This window comes from Planktothrix sp. PCC 11201, assembly GCF_900009135.1.
Taxonomy (GTDB): Bacteria; Cyanobacteriota; Cyanobacteriia; order Cyanobacteriales; family Microcoleaceae; genus Planktothrix.
In genome coordinates this window covers 89755-110116 of sequence record NZ_LT797710.1, presented here as the reverse complement: position 1 = coordinate 110116, position 20362 = coordinate 89755, and the positions used below count along the sequence as shown (strand labels likewise).

The 20362-nt window shown below is 40.6% G+C and carries 18 protein-coding genes and 1 tRNA gene; 6 read left to right on the top strand and 13 right to left on the bottom strand.

Annotation, left to right across the window (positions count from 1 at the left end):
• Positions 1–179: 179 nt before the first annotated feature.
• From PL11201_RS19755 to nadA, 5 genes are all read right to left on the bottom strand, one after another.
• Complete coding sequence (locus tag PL11201_RS19755) at positions 180–797, bottom strand: CP12 domain-containing protein (RefSeq protein ID WP_079680598.1); 618 nt, start codon at positions 795–797, stop codon at positions 180–182.
• A 162-nt stretch (positions 798–959) separates the two neighbouring features.
• The gene (locus PL11201_RS19750) at positions 960–1952 is read right to left on the bottom strand and encodes a pentapeptide repeat-containing protein (RefSeq protein ID WP_079681041.1); all 993 of its coding nucleotides are present in this window, start codon (positions 1950–1952) and stop codon (positions 960–962) included.
• Between the two features lie 30 nt (positions 1953–1982).
• Complete coding sequence (locus tag PL11201_RS19745; protein WP_079680597.1) at positions 1983–2810, bottom strand: pentapeptide repeat-containing protein; 828 nt, start codon at positions 2808–2810, stop codon at positions 1983–1985.
• Positions 2811–2939: 129 nt separating this feature from the next.
• A complete protein-coding gene (locus PL11201_RS19740) occupies positions 2940–3572 on the bottom strand; it encodes a TIGR04282 family arsenosugar biosynthesis glycosyltransferase (protein WP_079680596.1) in 633 nt (210 codons plus the stop codon).
• 191 nt (positions 3573–3763) lie between these two features.
• On the bottom strand, positions 3764–4759 hold the full coding sequence (gene nadA / locus PL11201_RS19735; RefSeq protein ID WP_079680595.1) for a quinolinate synthase NadA: 996 nt from the start codon (positions 4757–4759) through the stop codon (positions 3764–3766).
• 120 nt (positions 4760–4879) lie between these two features.
• On the opposite strand from nadA, the gene PL11201_RS19730 reads away from it, so the two are divergent.
• On the top strand, positions 4880–5803 hold the full coding sequence (locus tag PL11201_RS19730; protein ID WP_234996804.1) for a TIGR04168 family protein: 924 nt from the start codon (positions 4880–4882) through the stop codon (positions 5801–5803).
• 25 nt (positions 5804–5828) lie between these two features.
• Positions 5829–5913, top strand: a tRNA-Ser gene (locus PL11201_RS19725).
• Between the two features lie 438 nt (positions 5914–6351).
• On the opposite strand, the gene PL11201_RS19715 is transcribed toward PL11201_RS19725, so the two are convergent.
• From PL11201_RS19715 to trpB, 3 genes are all read right to left on the bottom strand, one after another.
• A complete protein-coding gene (locus tag PL11201_RS19715; RefSeq protein WP_079680592.1) occupies positions 6352–6978 on the bottom strand; it encodes a ribonuclease D in 627 nt (208 codons plus the stop codon).
• Positions 6979–7130: 152 nt separating this feature from the next.
• Entirely contained in the window at positions 7131–7751 is a 621-nt protein-coding gene (locus PL11201_RS19710) for a CAP domain-containing protein (protein WP_234996785.1), read from the bottom strand.
• Between the two features lie 376 nt (positions 7752–8127).
• Positions 8128–9378 carry a tryptophan synthase subunit beta gene (gene trpB / locus PL11201_RS19705; protein ID WP_079680591.1) on the bottom strand — a complete coding sequence of 417 codons (1251 nt, stop codon included), beginning with the start codon at positions 9376–9378 and terminating at the stop codon, positions 8128–8130.
• A 214-nt stretch (positions 9379–9592) separates the two neighbouring features.
• Here trpB and PL11201_RS19700 point away from each other — a divergent pair, with 214 nt between their 5' ends.
• Positions 9593–9835 (top strand): hypothetical protein, encoded by a 243-nt coding sequence (locus PL11201_RS19700; RefSeq protein ID WP_079680590.1) that lies wholly within the window; start codon positions 9593–9595, stop codon positions 9833–9835.
• Complete coding sequence (locus PL11201_RS19695; RefSeq protein ID WP_079680589.1) at positions 9811–9990, top strand: putative toxin-antitoxin system toxin component, PIN family; 180 nt, start codon at positions 9811–9813, stop codon at positions 9988–9990. Before PL11201_RS19700 ends, PL11201_RS19695 begins: the two co-directional genes overlap by 25 nt.
• A gap of 32 nt (positions 9991–10022) precedes the next feature.
• On the opposite strand, the gene PL11201_RS19690 is transcribed toward PL11201_RS19695, so the two are convergent.
• Entirely contained in the window at positions 10023–13901 is a 3879-nt protein-coding gene (locus tag PL11201_RS19690; protein ID WP_079680588.1) for a PAS domain S-box protein, read from the bottom strand.
• A gap of 152 nt (positions 13902–14053) precedes the next feature.
• Between PL11201_RS19690 and PL11201_RS19685 the strand changes: the two genes are divergently transcribed.
• Together PL11201_RS19685 and PL11201_RS19680 are read left to right on the top strand one after the other, a co-directional pair.
• Positions 14054–16204, top strand: coding sequence for an EAL domain-containing protein (locus PL11201_RS19685; RefSeq protein WP_079680587.1), 2151 nt, complete (start codon positions 14054–14056; stop codon positions 16202–16204).
• A gap of 21 nt (positions 16205–16225) precedes the next feature.
• Entirely contained in the window at positions 16226–16894 is a 669-nt protein-coding gene (locus tag PL11201_RS19680; protein ID WP_079680586.1) for a DUF1345 domain-containing protein, read from the top strand.
• Positions 16895–16958: 64 nt separating this feature from the next.
• On the opposite strand, the gene PL11201_RS19675 is transcribed toward PL11201_RS19680, so the two are convergent.
• The 4 genes from PL11201_RS19675 to PL11201_RS19660 all read right to left on the bottom strand — a co-directional run bounded on the left by PL11201_RS19675 (position 16959) and on the right by PL11201_RS19660 (position 20114).
• Positions 16959–17780 (bottom strand): dienelactone hydrolase family protein, encoded by an 822-nt coding sequence (locus PL11201_RS19675; protein ID WP_079680585.1) that lies wholly within the window; start codon positions 17778–17780, stop codon positions 16959–16961.
• A gap of 174 nt (positions 17781–17954) precedes the next feature.
• Positions 17955–18866 (bottom strand): 16S rRNA (cytosine(1402)-N(4))-methyltransferase RsmH, encoded by a 912-nt coding sequence (gene rsmH / locus PL11201_RS19670; protein WP_234996783.1) that lies wholly within the window; start codon positions 18864–18866, stop codon positions 17955–17957.
• A gap of 60 nt (positions 18867–18926) precedes the next feature.
• Positions 18927–19631, bottom strand: coding sequence for a hypothetical protein (locus tag PL11201_RS19665; RefSeq protein WP_079680584.1), 705 nt, complete (start codon positions 19629–19631; stop codon positions 18927–18929).
• A gap of 3 nt (positions 19632–19634) precedes the next feature.
• Positions 19635–20114 (bottom strand): hypothetical protein, encoded by a 480-nt coding sequence (locus PL11201_RS19660; protein ID WP_079680583.1) that lies wholly within the window; start codon positions 20112–20114, stop codon positions 19635–19637.
• Positions 20115–20362: the final 248 nt, after the last annotated feature.

The following is a 20362-nucleotide window of genomic DNA, read 5'->3' as shown; positions in this document are numbered from 1 at the left end:
TTCCCCAGAATTAATCCCAAATTCCTACCGAAAACACACCCCCTCTATACTACTACTAGGTTAGAGGGGGAAAATGTAACTATTGATGGGCAACTTAAAAGCGAACAGGCTGCGTCCTGAGCATTAGTCAAACACCGAACACCGCAGGGATAATCCCCATCATTAAAGTTAATCAATGATTAGGTGTCATACAACCGAGCTTCTGCCGCATCGGGATTTTCTTCACAGTATAAATCAAAGGCAGTTTTCTCTAAACGTTCGGCTTTTTGGTGAGATGCTTCGGCTTCTAATTCCTCTACAATATCCCAAGCCGCGGCGCATTCTTTTGAGGTTGCTCCTTTTTCTGCACAAATCGCCCGGGCTTCATCAATTGACTCTTGAATCCGTTCTTCTAATAAAATACCTTTAGGATTTTCTACAAAGTCTCCCTTAGCCAGAATATCCGTAACCGAAACAATTCCCAGGAGCTCATCCTGAATTACAGGAGCGCGACGAATTCCGGTTTGAGCAAAGAGCCGCGCTACATATTCCACACCCAGGTCAGGATTCACAGAAATACAAGGTTTAGTCATAATTTCATAAACCCGGATTTTTTTAGGATCTTTCCCGTAGGCAGTGACTTTGTAAACAATATCGGTTTCAGTGACAATCCCATAGGCATCCTGTGGATGACGCCGTTCAACAATCAAGGCGCGTAAACACAGATCATTCATTTGTTCAACGGCATCGGCAACGGTGGCGGAACCCTTGATGGTGACCACCTCGGCGGTCATAATATCTCTAGCTTTAAGCATCATAGTGGCTAATTCACAAAAAACTCTATACTTATATTTTGCCTTGAATTGGCAATAAAAAAAAGGGTTGTTTTATTTACTATAAAATGTTAAAATTTGGCGATTCAAGACCTTTAAAAACTAGGATTTAAGAGGATGCAGAACCTCTGACTGGAAATAGCCATCTTAACCTGGATTAACTGTCCCATCCGAAAGGGTAGCCCCGGTTAAATTAACATTTGTCAAATCAACTCCTTCTAAGTTAGCACCGCGTAAACTGGCTCCATAGAGATTGGCACCTGCTAAATTAGCTCCAGATAAATCCGCTTTCCAGAGATAGGCATTTCGCAGGTTAGCACCGCGCAAATCGGCTTTTTTCAAGATAGCTAAATTCAAATTCGTTTCCATTAGCGCCGCATGGGTTAGAATAGCCCCGGATAAATCCGCCCGGATTAACATTGCATTAGTCAAATTACTACTGATTAGATTAGCTTCAACTAAATTCGCATCTTGTAATTTAGCCCGACTTAAATCCGCTTGTTTTAACTGAGTCTGGCTCAAATTAGCGGCAGTTAAATCACAATCTTGTAGATTAGTTCGGGTCATTAATGCTTGGGTAAAATTGACTCCACTTAAATCCAATCCCTGAAGATTTAGTTCTAATAAATGGGAATAACTCAGATTAATTCCGGTCATTTGGGTGTCTTTAAAAATTGCCCCTGTGAGTCTCGCACGAGTCAAATTTGCCCAGTTTAAATTAGCTTGACTTAAATTAGCCCCGCGTAAATTTACACCCACCAAATTTGCCCCACATAAATTCACCCCGGATAAATTAGCCGCTCGCAAGTTAACCCCGCGTAAAATCGCACCACTGAGTTTAACGCCACTCATCTCAGACTTGACTAAAAACGCTCCTTCCAAGTTGGCTTTGGTCAAATCAGCATTTTTTAATTGTCCTCGACCCAACTTGACAAAACTTAAATTACTCCCGTACAAAAAGGCATTGGTCAAGTTAACTTCATGGAGTATAGCTCTTGTTAAATCTGCCCTGGCTAAAGATGCTCCAGTTAAATTAGCCCCAACCAAATTGACTTGACATAGATGGGCACCAATCAAGTTAACATGGTTAAAATCTCGTTCTCCAGCTAAATAACGACGCAACAGTTCTTGAGAATCAATAGTCGATTGTATTGGCACAGAACCTATCCATTATTTATTCGGTAAAATTGCTCCCCGGGTATCCGCATCTCTCAAATTCGCTTGGTCTAATTTAGTATCAATCATAATAGCTTCAATCAGATTGACACTACTTAAATTCGACCAGGATAATTTGGTGCGGTAAAGTCTAGCTCGGCTCATATTAGCCCCGCGTAAAGTTGTCCAAGTTACATTCGCCCCCCGCAGGTTGGCTTCACTCAGGTTAGCTTCACTTAAATCAGCCCCAATCATGGTGACTCGGGTTAAATCGGCTTCATGGAAATTAGCCCCAATCATCATTCCTCCACTCAGAGTCGCATTCGTTAAGTTTGCTCCTTCTAAGATGCTTTCTCGCAGAATCACGTTGGTTAGGTTGGCGCTTTCTAAAATCGCTCCAGTGAGATTAGCTTTCATCAAATTAGTTCGGACTAAGGTAGCATGGGTTAAATTCGCCCCCGCAAAATTCGCCCCCGCAAAATTCGATTCTGTCAGGTTAGCTTCGGTGAGATTAGCTTGAGTGAAGCTAACATTTTTAGAAGAAGACCCGCGCAAACTCGAACCGCATAAGTTGGTTCGGTTGAACTTGGTATCGCCTAAATAGCTCCCAATTAAGTTAACATCGCTTAAATCCGCATCGGTGAAGTCAACACCCGTAAACTTGGTTTCTCGAAAATTTGCCCCGACTAAGTTGGCTCCCACGAAGGAGGTATTTTCCAAGTTAGCTCGGGCTATTGTGGCTTCCCGGAGGTCAACACCCCTTAAATCTGCTCCTACGAGGCTAACGGCTCGAAACAGGCGCTCTCCTTCTGCATAGCGTTTTAATAATTCATCAACCTCCATATCATTAGCCTCACGAATAGTCCCAGTATTAATTTAGAATGACATAGCCGCATAATACTCCCTCCATCATCCCAGATTACTTAGGTTTTGGGGAGTCAGTCTGGAATCTCAATCTCTAGGAAATAGCCATCACAGGCCATAATACCCTAATTGTTCATTGCTAAATTCAGTAAAAACTAAATCTTCAGGACGATCAATATCTAATAATACAGGTAATTTACCGACGGATAAATTCAAGGTTTCACAAATCTTGAGGGTCGTCTCACAAACCGTTGCTGTTCCCCAAGCAATATCTTTAAATAATTCAGGAATATAACGTTTTAAACCAATTAAATAATATCCCCCATCCTTGGCTGGGCCGATCACAATATCATGATCTTGCAATAGTTTAAATCCCTCAGATAAAATATCAACAGTTAGTTCTGGGCAATCGGTTCCAATCATGAGAATCTGGTTTTTTTTCTCATAAAATGCCATTTGAAAGGCTTTTCCCATCCGATTTCCCAAATCCCCAAAACTTTGAGCATCATAAATTAAATCTGCTCCTAACCAATTTTGCATCACATCTAAATTGCCTCCAGTAAATCTAACTTCAATAGACAGAGACTCTATTTTTTGTAATTGTCGGGCTGTATTTAAGGTTTTTTCCGTCATTTGACGATGCAAATTTGCGGCTCCAATTTCTCCCACAACCGGAATTAACCTAGTTTTTGTTTTTCCGGGTTCGGGGTAGCGGGTGAAAATAATTAAATGTTTATTCATGAGTTATTGATCCGTTTAATATTCAGCAAGGAGATTTTTGATCTAGGTTTTATATAGCAATCATAAGTGATTCGTGAAAAAAAATGTAGGAGTTCACTCTCTAAACTAGACCTCGAATCGGGTTTAGAGAACGAACTCCTACCATAGAATATTACAATTTTGACAAAAATTGTGATTTTTCTGACTCCTTCCTATCCCTTGGGAACATTAATATTTTGACTCATTTCTAACATTCGTTGAATCGGACGTAAAGCGGCAATTCGGATTTCTTCAGAAAGGGTAATTTCGGGAGAACAATTTTTCATCGCTAAATATAGTTTTTCTAAGGTATTTAACCTCATATGCGGGCATTCATTACAGGCACAACTACTGAGGGGTGGGGCAGGAATAAAGGATTTTCCCTGGGTTTCCTTCTCCATTTGATGAATAATTCCGGGCTCGGTTGCCACAATAAAACTTAACTTAGGACTGTTTTTGACATAGTTTAATAATGCCGTGGTGGAACCAATATAATCCGCCTGATCTAAAATCGGAAGTTCGCATTCAGGATGGGCAATAATTTCCGCTTGGGGATGTGCAATTTTTAGCTGCACTAACTTCTTCTGGGAGAAGTTTTCATGCACCATACAAGCCCCCTCCCATAATACCATTTCCCGTCCCGTTTCTGCCATCACATATCGGCCTAAATTGCGATCGGGCGCAAAAATAATCGGCTGATTTTCAGGAATTTGCCGGACAAGCTCCACCGCATTAGAACTGGTGCAAATAATATCACTCATCGCCTTAATTTCGGCGGTACAATTAATATAAGACACCACAATATGATCGGGATATTTGGCTTTAAATTGAGCAAAAGCATCGGCCGGACAACTTTCAGCCAAAGAACACCCCGCATCCAAGTCCGGTAACAATACCAACTTATCAGGATTCAAAATTTTAGCCGTTTCCGCCATAAAGTGAACCCCAGCAAAAACAATCACATCGGCATCGGTCTGAGCCGCTTGTCGCGCTAGTCCCAGGGAATCTCCAATATAATCAGCAATATCTTGAATATCAGGATCTTGATAGTAATGCGCCAAAATCACCGCATTTAATTTTTGCTTAAGCTCTTGAATGGCGGCAAACAAATCCTCGGGTAAATCGGCAACAGTGGAACGGTTTGTCGCGGGAAGGGTGGATGTAAACATAGAACCTTATCGGAACTCTCAATATTGTTCAGGGTAGTTTAATTATAGTTGGATTCACCAAAAATGGGGATTCACCGTTGCCCCAAAATTGCTTATTCTAGGTTAGGAAGCTTTGAAACTATCATCCTTGTGAATATCAAACCCCTAAAAATTGCCGTTGTTGGAGACGTTCATGATCAATGGGAACAGGCCGACACCCTAGCATTGAAGTCTTTAGCGGTTGATTTAGTTCTATTTGTGGGGGATTTTGGCAATGAGGCGGTGGATGTTGTCAAAACCATCGCCGCCGTGGATACCCCCAAAGCCGTCGCTTTTGGCAACCATGACGCTTGGTACACCGCCACCGACTGGGGACGCCAAAAATGCCCCTATAATCGGACAATAGAAGATCGTGTCCAAGAACAACTGGATCTGATTGGGGAGGATCATGTAGGCTACGGAAAACGGGATTTTCCCGATTTGCAATTAACCGTGGTCGGAGGCCGTCCCTTCAGTTGGGGGGGCCCAGAATGGAAATATCACGATTTCTACAAGGAGCGATTTGGTGTAGATGGTTTTGCAGCATCCGCACAACGCATGATTCAGGCGGTGGAAACGGCGACCTATGATCGGATTCTGTTTTTAAGTCACAACGGCCCCACGGGGTTAGGAGAGGCAGCAGAGGCTCCCTGCGGGAAGGATTGGAACCCCATCGGGGGAGATTATGGTGATCCCGATTTGGCCGAAGCGATCGCCCATGCTCGCACCCTGGGTAAAACCATTCCCTTAGTCGCTTTTGGTCATATGCACCATCACCTTCGCCATACGAAAACCCGTCAGCGTCAACGGTTAGTAACCAGTCCAGAAGGGACGGTCTATCTGAATGCCGCCTGTGTGAGTCGGATTAGAAAAACCCCCCAAGGGAAGCAACGGAATTTTTCGCTGGTCAGTTTAGACCAAAATCAAGTATCGGAAGTGTCGTTAGTTTGGGTAGGTGAGGACTTCCAGGTCGTTGAAACAGAATTATTGTCTCAGCGCTTGGCACAATCATCATTTATGCTATAATTGTTTGGCTCAACAATGAGCAACTGGAGAGGTGGCAGAGTGGTCGAATGCGCCTGACTTGAAATCAGGTGAACCGAAAGGTTCCGGGGGTTCGAATCCCCCCCTCTCCGTTCTGAAGAAGATAGCAACCGTAACTATAGCAGCAAAGCCATATCAGGGGTTTCGGTCATTTCTGCTATAGATGTACCCCGATAATTTTCCTTCAACTTAGATTGGGGGAATTTTTTTTTGAGAATATCCTGATCAGAAATAATCCTAAAGGAATAAGTAAGAGTAGATGCACCCTGATGGTTTCCTTCAACTTCGGTTGGGGGAATTTTTTTTTGAGAATATCCCGATCAGAAACAATCCTAACAGAATAAACAAAAATAGATGCACCCTGATGGTTTCCTTCAACTTCGGTTGGGGGAATTTTTTTTTGAGAATATCCCGATCAGAAACAATCCTAACAGAATAAACAAAAGTAGATGCACCCTGATGGTTTCCTTCAACTTCGGTTGGGGGAATTTTTTTTTGAGAATATCCCAACCAGAATTAGGCGTTAAAATTTAATGATGTTCAAAAATACCATTAAATTGTAATAAATCCAAAGTCACAAGCACAGGTAAACAGGAAAAACATTGTTGTGCGAGTTCTAAACGGTCTTCTCGCTCCAACATGGAAACCAGCTTTTTCTGTACATTCAGTAAATAGCGAACATCATTGGCGGCATAATTTAATTGATTTTCTGATAAGTTAATTGCATTTCCCCAGTCGGAACTTTGGGAGGTTTTATCGAGTTCGACGTTTTCTAATTCCTGGACTAACTCTTTGAGTCCGTGTTTTCCCGTGTAAGTTCTAACCAATTTACTCGCAATTTTAGTACAGAAAATCGGATTAACTTCAATCTCTAAATGATAACGAATTGTAGCAATATCAAATCGAGCAAAATGGAATACCTTCAGAATATTAGGAGCTTCAAAGAGTTTTTTTAAATTAGGGGCTTCTTTTTGACCTTTAGCAATTCTAATCGCACTCACTTGACCTTTAGGGTCACAAATTTGAATTAAGCAAAGGCGATCACGCCAAGGTAATAAACCCATTGTCTCCGTATCTACCGCTAAAGCATCTGCGGTCAGATATTCGGATAATAACGCTTCCGAAATATCCCCATCACAAACTTGAAAATTAGACATATTATTTAAAAATAATTTTAATTGATTTTATCGTAGTTTGGCAAATATAGCAATGAGCGGGTTAAGGTTTTAAACCTCTTTGTGTCTTCGTGTCTTTGTGGTTAAATTAGACTTAACCCTTCTCAGAATAATAGCAAGAACTCCTATTGACCCTATTTTTTTCTCACGAAAATTTGAGTAAAATAATACTCTCCCTTCGCATTTTTAACAATACCCACTCCAGTTAAGTCAAAATTTCCCACCATATTCCGTTGATGACCCGGACTTTCTATCCACCCTTTAACAGCTTCTTTTCCTGGGTCAACATAACCAGAATTAAAAGCCACATTCTCCGCAATTTCTCGCCAAGGAACAAACTGACTAATTTTTTGAAACCGAGCTTCTGCACCCCCATGACCAAAAGCTACTTTCCCATTAGCCATTGCATAGCTATGAATTCGAGACTGTTCACTAATATTAGGGTCAAGTTTTAACAGGGGTAAATTCTTAGATTTGCGATATTCATTGACTTGCTGATAAACCGATAACTCTAATTTTTCAAGATTAGAAGGAGTTGAAGCTAAAATGGGTTTTACCTCCGGTAAGGATGGAGAAATTAAGTTAGTTTTCGATAAAAATGTACACCCTCCCAATAATAAGACTATTCCCATTACAGGTAACTTAAACATTGTTCGCTTTTTTAATATGGTTGACAAAGTATCGTTGCGATGGGGAAAAACAGGTTTTTGGGAGATGGCGATCGCTTTTTCTGCTTGATGCACAAAACATACCATTTGTCAAGATACCTTTCTAGGACTTCCAGTTTTTTGCCTAAAATTCGTGCAAGATAGGCTGGCAATTGGGGCAAAAAAACCGGATATTTCACGAAATAATCAGGGTTTTAGACGCTATTTTTGCTCTTAAACACAACAACCCCTTGGCAGGTATATTTTATAGTGTACCAGAACCCCGATGATTTCGTCAACTATTTGAGAGTAATTTTCAATAAAATGTCATGACTCCTTGACAATCTTTTAAAAAATAAAATTATACCCCTAGATAAATTAGAAAAACTAATATTGATTGGGCGATCAAAGATATTAACCCTAGGGGTAGGTGACATATTACCACCCACCCAAAAAATGTTAAGCGGTGAATAATTTACTTCAGCTAACTATTAGAATGATTCAGGAATTTTTGTACCGTTTGAACATCCTTATCCCCCCGTCCTGAACAATTTAAAATAATCCGAGGACTGCCTTCCAATTGCGGACAAAGGGTTTCTAAATAGGCGATCGCATGGGCTGTTTCCAAGGCGGGAATAATCCCTTCTAAACGGGATAACCGTTGAAACGCATCCAACGCTTGCTGGTCGGTCACACTGTAATATTCCGCCCGACCCAAATCTTTTAAATAACTATGTTCTGGCCCCACCCCGGGATAATCTAACCCGGCACTAATCGAATGGGCCTCCATGATTTGGCCATCATCATCCTGTAATAGATAACTCATCGCTCCGTGTAACACTCCCACCCGGCCATGGGTGAGGGTAGCGGCGTGTTTTCCCGTTTCCACCCCTGACCCGGCAGCTTCGACCCCGATCAGACGCACAGAGGTTTCATGGACAAACTCATTAAACAGCCCCATGGCGTTAGAACCACCTCCAACACAGGCTAACAAAATATCGGGTAAACCCCCCCATTTCTCCCAACATTGGGCGCGGGTTTCTACCCCAATCACATTATGGAAATCCCGAACAATCATGGGGTAGGGGTGTGGCCCGGCAACGGAGCCCAGAATATAATGGGTGGTCTCAACGTTAGTTACCCAGTCGCGGATGGCTTCAGAAGTGGCATCTTTTAAGGTTCCGGTACCCGCTTCCACCGGGCGCACTTCCGCCCCTAATAGCCGCATTCTAAACACATTCAGGGCTTGACGCTCCATGTCGTGAATGCCCATATAAATCACGCAGTCTAGGCCATAGCGGGCGCAAACCGTCGCCGTGGCTACCCCATGTTGACCCGCCCCGGTTTCCGCAATAATGCGCTGTTTGCCCATTTTTTTGGCTAATAGGGCTTGGGCGAGGGCGTTATTAATTTTATGGGCTCCGGTGTGGTTGAGGTCTTCCCGTTTCAGATAAATTTGTGGGCCGCTGCCGTCGGGTCTAGCATAATATTGGGTCAGGCGTTCGGCGAAATATAGGGGGCTAGGTCTTCCCACATAGTCTTTCAGCAGACTTTGTAGTTCGGCTTGGAATTCGGGATCTTGACGATAATGGTTATAGGCTGTTTCCAGTTCAGCTAAGGCAGGCATTAGGGTTTCTGGGACATATTTGCCTCCAAATTGTCCGAAGCGTCCGAGCAGGTCTGGGCGTTGTGTGGCGGGGCGTTGGGGATTGGGAGGTAAGGGAGTGGTAGTCACGGCGAGTGGGAAATAATGAATACTGAACAATCTTTTAATTATAGAAGATATCTCAGAGATTGAAAATTCAGTGGCTTTAGACCACCAGATGAAAAGCAATTCAGGGGGTTTTAACCCCTGTCAATATTTTCTATAAATTCATGTTAACATTTTAGAAGGTCGAAAACAGAGGAAATCCGATAAATATCAGAGGCAAGATGAGGTTTAACAAATTATGAATAAATTACAAGAAATTACGATTAAAGTACCAGAAGAAATTGCTCAAGCCTATCGGGAAGCAAGTGACATAGAAAAGCAACAAATTGAATTAAAATTTTCCACATTAATGAAACTAAAAATCAACTCCATTCAAACAGAAAAAGTTGATACCCTAGGGCAATTAATGGATGATATTAGTAGAAAAGCCATAGCTAGAGGTTTAACTCCTGAAATATTAGAGGAGATTTTAAATCAATAGAAGAATGCCGAGATCCCAAAGATAATAAATATTTAGAATTGGCTGTTAGTGGTAACGCTGATTATATAATTACAGGAGATAAGGATTTGTTGGTATTAAATCCTTTTCGAGCAATTAGTATTATTACAGTTGACCAGTTTTTATTATTGATTTAATACAGATTTGATTATAAAATTAACAAAATAAATTAGCTATTCCCTATTACTTCCCCTAGCAACGGTTGAATTAACTCCATAATTCGGTCAGAATTAAAGTTATTGATGTAATCAGTTAGTGCTTGGGATAAACTGGCTTTAGATTCGGGAATTTGTAAGATTAATTCGTTCATTACTTCAGTATCGAGATAGTATGCGGCTTGATACATTTGTTCTAACCACTGAGGAGACATCATAGATATATCTTCTACAGAAAGCGTTTCAACCAATTGTTTTTTGGGGGCTTGTTCTTCGGCTTCGTAAATATATTGCACTCCCAAATATTTAGCGAGTTTGTCAAAAATTTCTCTCTGCTGAAATGGCTTGCTGATAAAATCGTTACAGCCAGTCAGAATAACTTTCTCTCGATCTTCTTCAAAAACACTAGCAGTTAAAGCAATAATAACAGTTTCTTGGCTCTTAGGGTTTTCTCTAATGCGTTTTGTAGCAGTATATCCATCTATGATCGGCATTCGCAGATCCATAAAAATCAAGTGTGGCAACCAATTTTCCCACAGCGAAAGTGCCTCCAAGCCCTGGGTTGCTTCCCTCACCTGAAAACCAACTGAGGTCAGGATATCGACTAACAAGTGACGATTTTCTTCTAAATCTTCGACGACAAGAATGCGGTAAGTTGGTTGTCCGGGAGCTAAACTAATTACTCTTTGATCAATAATTGATTCTGAGGGTAAGGACTTGGCTTGAGGTAACTGTACACCAATCTCAAAGAAAAAAGTGCTCCCTCGGTTTAAAGTGCTTTTAACCCGAATTTGACCGCCCATAAGTTGGATTAGTTTTTGACTAATGGCTAAACCCAGACCCGTACCTTGACTCAAATTATTTCCGGCTTCGGCTTGTACAAAAACCTGAAATAAACTCTCAATTTCTGTGGGCGCAATTCCCACCCCCGTATCATCAATGGCAAAGCTTATACGACAGAAGTTTGTTTCTTTTTGTCCTACTCTTACCCGCAGGGTGATACTTCCTTGCTTAGTAAACTTAATCGCATTACCGAGGAGATTGACTAAGACTTGATAGAGTTTTTTCTCATCGGTATGCACAAATTTGGGAAGATCGGGATCTCGCTCAACAATTAGCTGTAATTCTTTAGATTGAACTTTAACTTGAAACAGATCTTGAATGGAAGTTAGTAAATTTGTTAAGTCAAAGTCAGAAAGATTGAGGGTCATCCGTCCGCTTTCAATTTTGGATAAATCTAAAATATCATTAATCAAATCCAACAAATGTTTACCACTCCGATTAACAATTTGTAAGCGTTCTTGGACGGAAGGAGGCAAAGCGCTTTCATAGCTCATTAATTGCGTGAATCCTAAAATTGAGTTGAGGGGGGTGCGGAGTTCATGACTCATATTGGCAAGAAAGATACTCTTAGCTTGGTTAGCTGCTTCTGCTGCTTCTTTTGCCTGCTGAAGTTCTAATTCAAATTGTTTGCGATCGCTAATATCAATTAAATATCCCAAAATTTCCACAGGTCTACCTACCTGATCTCGAATGAGTTTGACTTGTTCGAGTACCCAACGATAATTCCCATCTGCGTGCAGAAGACGGAATTCTTGAAAATGAAAACCATCGTCGAATAGATTTGCCAGTCCATTAAACACTTGATCTGCGTCATCTGGATGTAGATGATTCATCCAAAATTCAGAATCTTCTAAAAACGCTTTGGGTTCGTAGCCCAATAAATCCTTGATATTTTCGCTAACAAATGTTGCACCATAGTCACCATCGGGTCTACTGCTAAAAATCACAACGGGGCTGTAGTTGAGCAGAAAGTTAAGGCGATTAGTGGTGGCTTGCAGGGCTTGTTCCGCCAGTCTTAGCTCTGTGATATTCTGCTGAACAGCAACATATACAGTTCCGTATTCAGGATGCTCAAACCTAGAGGTGTGAACTCGGCACCAAAAGAGTGTGCCATCTTTTTTCCGATTGTAGACCTCATATTTGGCTTCCCCGTCCCGTTCAAGTTGGGTGGCGATATCTTCAACGGTGGCATCGGGCGTCACCCGGGTATCGACATAATTAATTACACCCACGGGTTGACCGGAAAGTTCGCCCTCTGCATAGCCAAACATCGCATCAAACTTGGGATTAGTGTAGACAATTATCAAATCTGGGACTTTAACTAAACAGACTCCCCCCGCCATATTATTCATAATAATGCTTTGCAGTTCTAGGGTCTTTTGAGCTTCTTTTCTGGCCGTGATATCTTGGATTTGAGCAATAATGTGCAGTGGATTTCCCTGCTGATCTTGGACGACCGATCCATTCAGCAGAATCCAAACAATATGTCCTTGCTTATGGATATAACGTTTTTCTCGTTGGTAAGTTGACAGGGTTCCTGCTAATAGCTGATGTCTATTGTTCAGATCTACTTCCAAGTCTTCAGGATAGGTAATATCTTCAAATGTTAGTGTTAGCAATTCCTCTGGAGAGTAGCCAACAATTTGACACAAAGCAGGATTGACTTTCAGCCAATGCCCATCCATCGAAAGAATTCCCATCCCAATTGAGGCATCTTGAAACGCATGGCGAAACTGTTCTTCACTATTGCGTAAAGCCGTCTCAATCTGTTTGCGATCGCTAATATCCCGCAAAATAACCGTAAATAATGTTTCGTCTCCGATTTCTAACCGAGAAATTGAGGCTTCAGCCAAAAACTGCGTCCCATTTCGACGACGACCCCAAATTTCACCTCGTTCTCCCATTCTTCTGGCTTTTCCCGAAGACTGGGCAAATTTTTGGATATGCTGATGATGGGCATTTCTAAACTGTTCTGGGAGTAATAAACTCAAAGGTTGCCCCAAAACCTCCTCTAGTTTGTAACCAAAAATCTTTTCCGCCCCTTGATTAAACAGGGTAATATGTTGAGTGCTATCCACTGAAATAATCGCATCATTGGCAATTTCTAAAATTCCGGCAAAACGAGCCTGGGATTTTTCTAAAGATTCTGTGCGTTCGGTTACAAGACTTTCTAAGGTTTGGTTAATTTTTTTGAGTTGTACCTCGGCTTGTTGGCGTTGGTGATCAATTTGGTTCAAAAATCGAGCCGTGACCCAGAGCAGAATTGAGAAGGTCAAAACTAGAATGATTGACCGTAAACTATAGCCAAATTCGGCGTTATACCAGCCTAATTTTTGTCCTTGAAATGTTAACAAGTTTAGGGATATGGGAAAAACAATTGCCCAAGGGAGTAACAGTCGAAGTATGACACCACCCACTAGGGGACTGGTTAAGACCTGCATGAATCCCTCCTGCGGTCGGAGCCACAAAATTCCGATATGGAGAAGGAAAAAGGCTAGGATTGAGTTGATTGCTTGACCCGTGCTTAGGAGGAAAAATCGTTCAAGAACATCGACATGGAATAGGTGTCCTAATAACGCTAACAGAGAAATTAAAGCCGCAACACTACTACAAATCTGAGCCAACCCAATATTCCAGGGACGGTTTCGCCCGAGTAGGAATAGGGCTACTCCCATCAGGACAAAATTGAACGCCGTATTGATTCTCATGCGTCCTGAATCATGGGTTTCTGAGGATACAATATATCCATGATTTGTCTTCAAATCCGAACCGAATAAATATCCGCTCAGGGTTAGTAAACCGATGAAAATGATCGCTCCGGCTAAACCTTGAGAGATTCGATAATATAGTTGGGTGGGTCGTGGGCGCGACAACAATATTAAAGATACTCCAGCAGACAGAAAGCACAGTGCTGTGTTTACTTTCATGGTTGAGGTCATCGAGGGAAAACCACTTTTGAGCAGGGATAGGTTAAATTGCCAACCTAGGAGTACAATTACAGAGATGGAAATAACCAGTAGCCCGGCGATTTGGGAAGTCCGATTTTTCATAACCGATTTACTTGATATTTAGGAAATTCCAACTATCTGAAATCCCCAGAAAATAAAATATGAGTATCTAATAAAAACCCATTAATATTTTTTCCCTATTCAGTAAAATATTGCTATATTATACTTAAATTTTATCAAATTAAAGATATAGCATGATAAGCGATCCAATTATCAGTCATCAAGGGGATATTTTAATCGTTGACGATTTACCCGATAACCTCCGTTTGCTCAGGGATACCTTGAGTGAAGAAGGCTATAAGGTTCGCAGTGCCACGACGGGGGCCATGGCACTCAGAGCCGCCCAATCTCCATCGACGGAATTAATCTTACTTGATATTAAATTACCCGATATCGATGGCTATGAAGTGTGCAGACAATTAAAATCCGATGAGCGCACCGCAAATATTCCCGTGATTTTTTTAAGTGCACTGAATGAAACATTAAATAAAGTTCAAGGACTGGCGGCGGGCGGGGTAGATTATATTTCTAAGCCGTTTCAAGTCGAAGAAGTATTAGCCCGGGTCGAAACTCACCTCACTATCCAACGACTCCAAAAAAGACTGCAAGAACAGAATTTGCGCCTGCTCAAAGAGATAGAAGAACATCAACGCCTCAAAGATATCCTCTTTGCTGAAAAAGAATTAGCTCAGGTGACCTTACAATCTATTGGTGATGGGGTGATTACCACTGATGCCCAAGGGAATATTAGATATATTAATTCAGTTGCTGAAAAACTCACGGGCTGGAAAGCAGAGCAGGCCCAAGGACTTTCTTTATCTGAGGTTTTGGTAATTATTAATGAAGTTACCCGAAAACCCGCAGATAATCCGGTCAGCCAAGCACTGTTAGAAGGGAAAATAGTAGGTTCAGCTAATAACCATACAATTCTGATTGCCCGGGATGGGACGGAGTATGCGATTGAGGACTCAGCAGCCCCAATTCGCGATCGTCAAGGTGAAGTTATCGGCGCAGTCATTGTCTTTCATGATATGACCCAATGGCGTCATCTCACCCGTCAACTCTCCTGGGAAGCCAGTCATGATGCCCTGACAGGGTTAATTAACCGTCGAGGATTTGAGCAGTACCTCATAGATGCGATCGCTTCTACTAAAAATAGCAATCAGCAGCACGTTCTCTGTTATTTAGATTTAGATCAGTTTAAAGTTGTTAACGATACCGTCGGTCATATTGCTGGGGATGAGTTACTGCGTCAAATTACGGAACTTTTACAACAGGGGGTTCGCGCTAATGATATATTGGCTCGCCTGGGGGGTGATGAATTTGGTCTTTTGCTCAATCAATGTCCCCTCGCTCAATCTTTTGATATTGCAGAAAATCTCAAAGACCTAGTGCGTCAGTTTCGGTTTATGTGGAGTGGCAAAACTTTTATCCTCGGGGTCAGTATTGGAGTGGTTGCCATTGACCAAACTAGCCGAGATTTGATGGAGGTTTTAGGAGCAGCTGATGCGGCTTGTTATGCTGCTAAAGCGAACGGGCGCAACTGTGTTCATATTTACCGTCAAGATGATCGCGAACTCATTAAACAGCGGGGGGAGAGACAGTTAATTGCCAAAATCAGTCGAGCCCTGGAAACCAATCGTTTTTGTCTCTACTATCAAAAGATTATCTCTATTACTTCTAAACCTTTAGTAGAGCATTATGAGATTTTGGTCAGAATGTTAGGTGATAATGACGAATTAGTCTCGCCTAATGAGTTTATTCCCGCCGCCGAACGTTATGGCTTGATCACCGAGATCGATTGCTGGGTAATTGAAACTTTTTTCTCGAATTATCAAAATTTATCTAGGCAAGAAATTCTGACTAAAGGCTTATATACGATTAATCTTTCTGGTGCTAGTATTTGTAATCATCAGTTTATGAGGTTTTTAATCGAACAATTTCCTCGCTTCCAAATTCCCCCACAGACCATTTGTTTTGAAATTACTGAAACCGAAGCGATCGCTAACTTTGACCAAGCCCGATATTTCATAGGCGCGCTCAAAGAGATTGGCTGTAGTTTTGCTTTAGATGATTTTGGCAGTGGGTTAAGCTCCTTTGCTTATTTGATGAATTTACCCGTTGATTATCTAAAAATAGATGGTATTTTTGTCAAGAATATTAATCATAATTTGATTTCTCAAGCGATCGTTGAAAGTTTTAATCATATTGCCCATGCCATGAATTTGGAAACGGTGGCTGAGTTTGTCGAGGACGAAATGATCTTAGAAAAATTGCGGGAGATAGGAGTTGATTATGCTCAGGGTTACGGAATTTCCCACCCCGTCCCAATTAACTTTAATTAATAAAATTTGGGATATAAACTAATGCTCAAACCTCAAATTCCTCACCAATGGAGAGTTCGCTATCGCCTGATTTTATCGGCTTTATTCTCTTTAATATCATCATTTTTTCTGCCATCTTGGTTTAGTTTATCCACTCGGATTCTCTCGGTATGGAATACGGGAATGCTCTGTTTTTTAATCTCAACTTGGCTATTAATGGTGCAAGCAATCCCCAAAACAATGCGCCGCAATGCTCAAAGTCAGGATGAAGGAAGATTAGTAATTTTGAGCTTAATTACGGCTGCTGCCTGTGCTAGTATATTAGCAATTACTTTTATATTAAAAGAAACAAAAGATCAGAATATTCATATAATTATTCCCCATATAATTTTGGCAGTGATCACAATTATTGGGTCATGGTTGCTAGTTCATACAATTTTTGCGATTCACTATGCCCATGAATATTATCAAGACCATAAAACTCTCAGTAATTCTCCAGCAGGAGGACTGGATTTTCCCGAAGATATAGAGCCAGACTACTGGGATTTTTTATATTTTTCTTTTGTAATTGGCATGACCAGTCAAGTTTCAGATGTACAAATTACCTCGCGATCATTAAGGCGTTTATCGCTATTTCATAGCATTCTTTCTTTTTTCTTTAATACCGTAATTGTGGCGATGAGTATTAATATTATTGCAGGTTTAATTTAATAGAAATCTATAGAAAATAAATGCGATCGCCTCTTGTTTAAAAAAGCGATCGCACCTTTAACCTTTAAAAAATTTCCTCAAAAAATAGTTTCATCGCTTCAAAAGAACGACGATCAGAATCGGGATTATAGGCGATTCCTTTAGAGGGATCATCCCCCGATTTCGGATTAGTAAAACTATGAACTGTTCTACCATAATTCACCATTTGCCAATCGACATTTCCCTCTCGCAATTCCTTCTCAAATGCCTGAATATCCTCTTGGGAAACTAACGGATCATCCGCCCCATGTAAGACCAAAACTTTGCTTTTAATTCGTTTCCCATCCTGGGGATTAGGACTATCTAAACCGCCATGAAAACTCACCACCCCATCCACATCTGCACCACTTCTTGCCAATTCTAACACTGTTGTTCCTCCGAAACAATAGCCAATCGCAGCCAACTTTTCAGGATCAGTTTGAGGTTGTTTACGAAGTTCTGCTAAAGCAGCATTTACCCTTTCCCTTAATAACGCCCGGTTATTGCGGTAAAGGGTCGCTTGGGTTTTAGCTTCCTCTGCGGTTTGGGGTCGAATTCCTTTGCCATAAATATCCGCAGCAAAGGCAACATAACCCATACTAGCCAGTTGTTCTGTGCGTTTTTTTGCATAGTCATCTAACCCCTTCCATTCATGCACAACCAACACCCCTGGACGTTTGCCTGTTTTTGAAGAATCATAGGCTAAATATCCTTCTAAAACCGCATCTCCTTGGCGATATTCGATGACTTGAGTTTTCAGAGTATTAGAAGTTTGGGCAGAGGTTAGCATTGTCCAAACGGGAGCGATCAAAATCGCAATCACCAACAGAATGAATACAGAATATTTTTTGAGAATGTTCATCAGCATCGGAGATATACTATTAACTCAATTTTGCTATTATAGCAACTATAGCGAGTTGCATAAATTACCCAAAATCACAACAATGATAGGGGCGGAGTCTTCCCCAATTCATAATCCACTGAACGTGATTTCTGGCTGTAGAGACGTGCCATGGCGCGTCTGTCTTGGTGCGTCTCTACGTTATTCTATTATCTTTCGTTCAGCTAATCTTAATTTAGCTGAACGAGAACGGTTATTATTATTCAGTTCATCGGGTTGGGGTTGAATTGGTTTTTTAGTTAATACCTGCAAAATAGGAGACTCTTTTAACCGATGTTTAACGATTCTATCTTCTAAACTATGAAAACTAATCACCCCAATTCTACCTCCAGGTTTTAACCAATATTGCGCTTGATCTATAAATTTTTCTAAACGAGTTAACTCTTGATTCACCGCAATTCTTAATGCTTGAAAGACACGGGTAGCCGGATGAATTCGTCCATGACGATAACTCGCTGGAACACAACCGCCGATCGCATAGGCTAAATCCGTTGTGGTTTGAAACGGCCGTTTTTCTACAATTCCTTTGGCAATGCGTCTGGATAATCTTTCTTCCCCATACTGATAAAAAATATCCGCTAATTGCTTCTCATCCCAATGGTTAATAATCTCCGCCGCCGTCAAAGATTGTTGTTGATTCATTCGCATATCTAAAGGGGCGGTATGGCGAAAACTAAACCCTCTTTCTGGCTGATCAAACTGATAGGAACTTACCCCTAAATCCGCTATAATTCCATCAAATTGTTTAGATTTGGGCTGATATTCAGCAAAGTTTCCTTGCCAAAACTGCACTCTTTCCAATAGAGAAAGATCTGCTTGTTCAAATTTAACCCGAGCAGCAGCGATCGCGTCTTTATCTTGATCAATTGCTGTTAACTGGATATTCTCCCCGGCTTGCAATAATAACAAACTATGTCCACCACCGCCAACGGTTGCATCGAGATATTCTCCCCCCGCACGAATTTCTAACCCCGCAATTAATTCCCGACTCAATACGGGAATATGGACAAAGGAGTTTTGAGTATTTTCTTCCACTACTTCGATTTCAGACAATGTAATTATTCCTATAGAATGGTTATTTATTAATGAATAAAGCAATCTTATTTTGTTACTCTATATGGCTGCCAGAGAGTAATTATTTTTAACTGCATACTGTTTTAAAGTGTACCTATTGGTCGCTAATTGTTGCATATTTATCCAGTTATGGTAGTCTATGTGTATCCTTCCTTTAATTACAATTAAGTTTTTTTCATCATTGGCTAATGATGGATCTTCAGACTGTCCTTCAATATGATGTACGTGCTTCTCATCATCATTAGTAAAAGTTTCTGTAGATAGCTGACAAATATTATGAGTTCTTTTTAATTTGGCAACTACAGAATTTTGGACAGCTTCCTTATATTTCGCTTCAATACTTGATGAGAGAGCCAATTGAGGATGTTTAGCTACTATGTATGCTAATAATGCCAGACTACCGCGATAATCGCTTGCTCGTTTAGGATTAGCCTCTGCGAGGGTTTCCAGCAGATTGTAAAGTCCGACTGGTCTTATTGCTGCTATTACTCCATATTTTTGAAAGCGAATTGGATCAGTAACTAAGTATGCTTTAACAGTATCTCTATAATTATTAATAATTACTTTAGCTCGATCTCGACTATTAGTTAATAAAACGCCATGTAGTTCATCAATAGGTATATAGGCAGCACCATCCTCAATAATCATTTTCTGAATCAAACCATTAAATTTAGAAATTTGTCCCTGGGTTAAAGTGGTTTCTAAAGTAATTTTTCCTTTATCACTAATTTCAATCTTTTTCATAACTTATCTCCCTAATCCATTGTTCATTGCAACCAGTGCCATCATTTGTTCATAAAGACGGTTTAAATTAGACATTTGCATTTCAGTACCTCCTTTATCAGGATGATATTTTTGAGCTAGTTTTTTATAAAAAAGATTAGCTTTTGATTCTATTTTTGTTTGTTCTTCTGAAATTTCAAAATCTGAGAAATTTGATCGATTAAAATTTTTATCTAAAAGCCAAAAACCAACTTCATCAAAATCTTTTGTTTTGGAAATAGAGTTTTTTAAAATCTCGTTTTCCTTTTGAAGAAATTGGTTCTCTTGCTCTAATTTTAATAATTGTTCTTTGATTTGTTCATAACTAGGAGCATTTAGCTTATCTACTAAAGCCTGCCAGCTTTGAGCTTTGATATTCAATGCTAATTTTGCTTGTTTAAAAGTCTTGTATTGACTTTTAAGCGCACCAGCAGTGTATTGAGTTACTTGATCATTATTTGACATACAATTAACACCGAACAAGGGAAATTGCGATCACTAACAACCTAATCATACATCGGACAGACAACTAAAACGAGTGTTCATTTTTCCAATACATCAGATTAGTAACGGGTTGAGGACTTTCGCACAGAAGTTAAGAAACCCGGTTTCTGGGGAAGTACAGACCCTTGCCAGTATTTTTTGCTAAAACTTCGATCTCAGACTATCCAAGTATTCCTATAATATTAAGCAATTGAAACAAAAATCCCAAG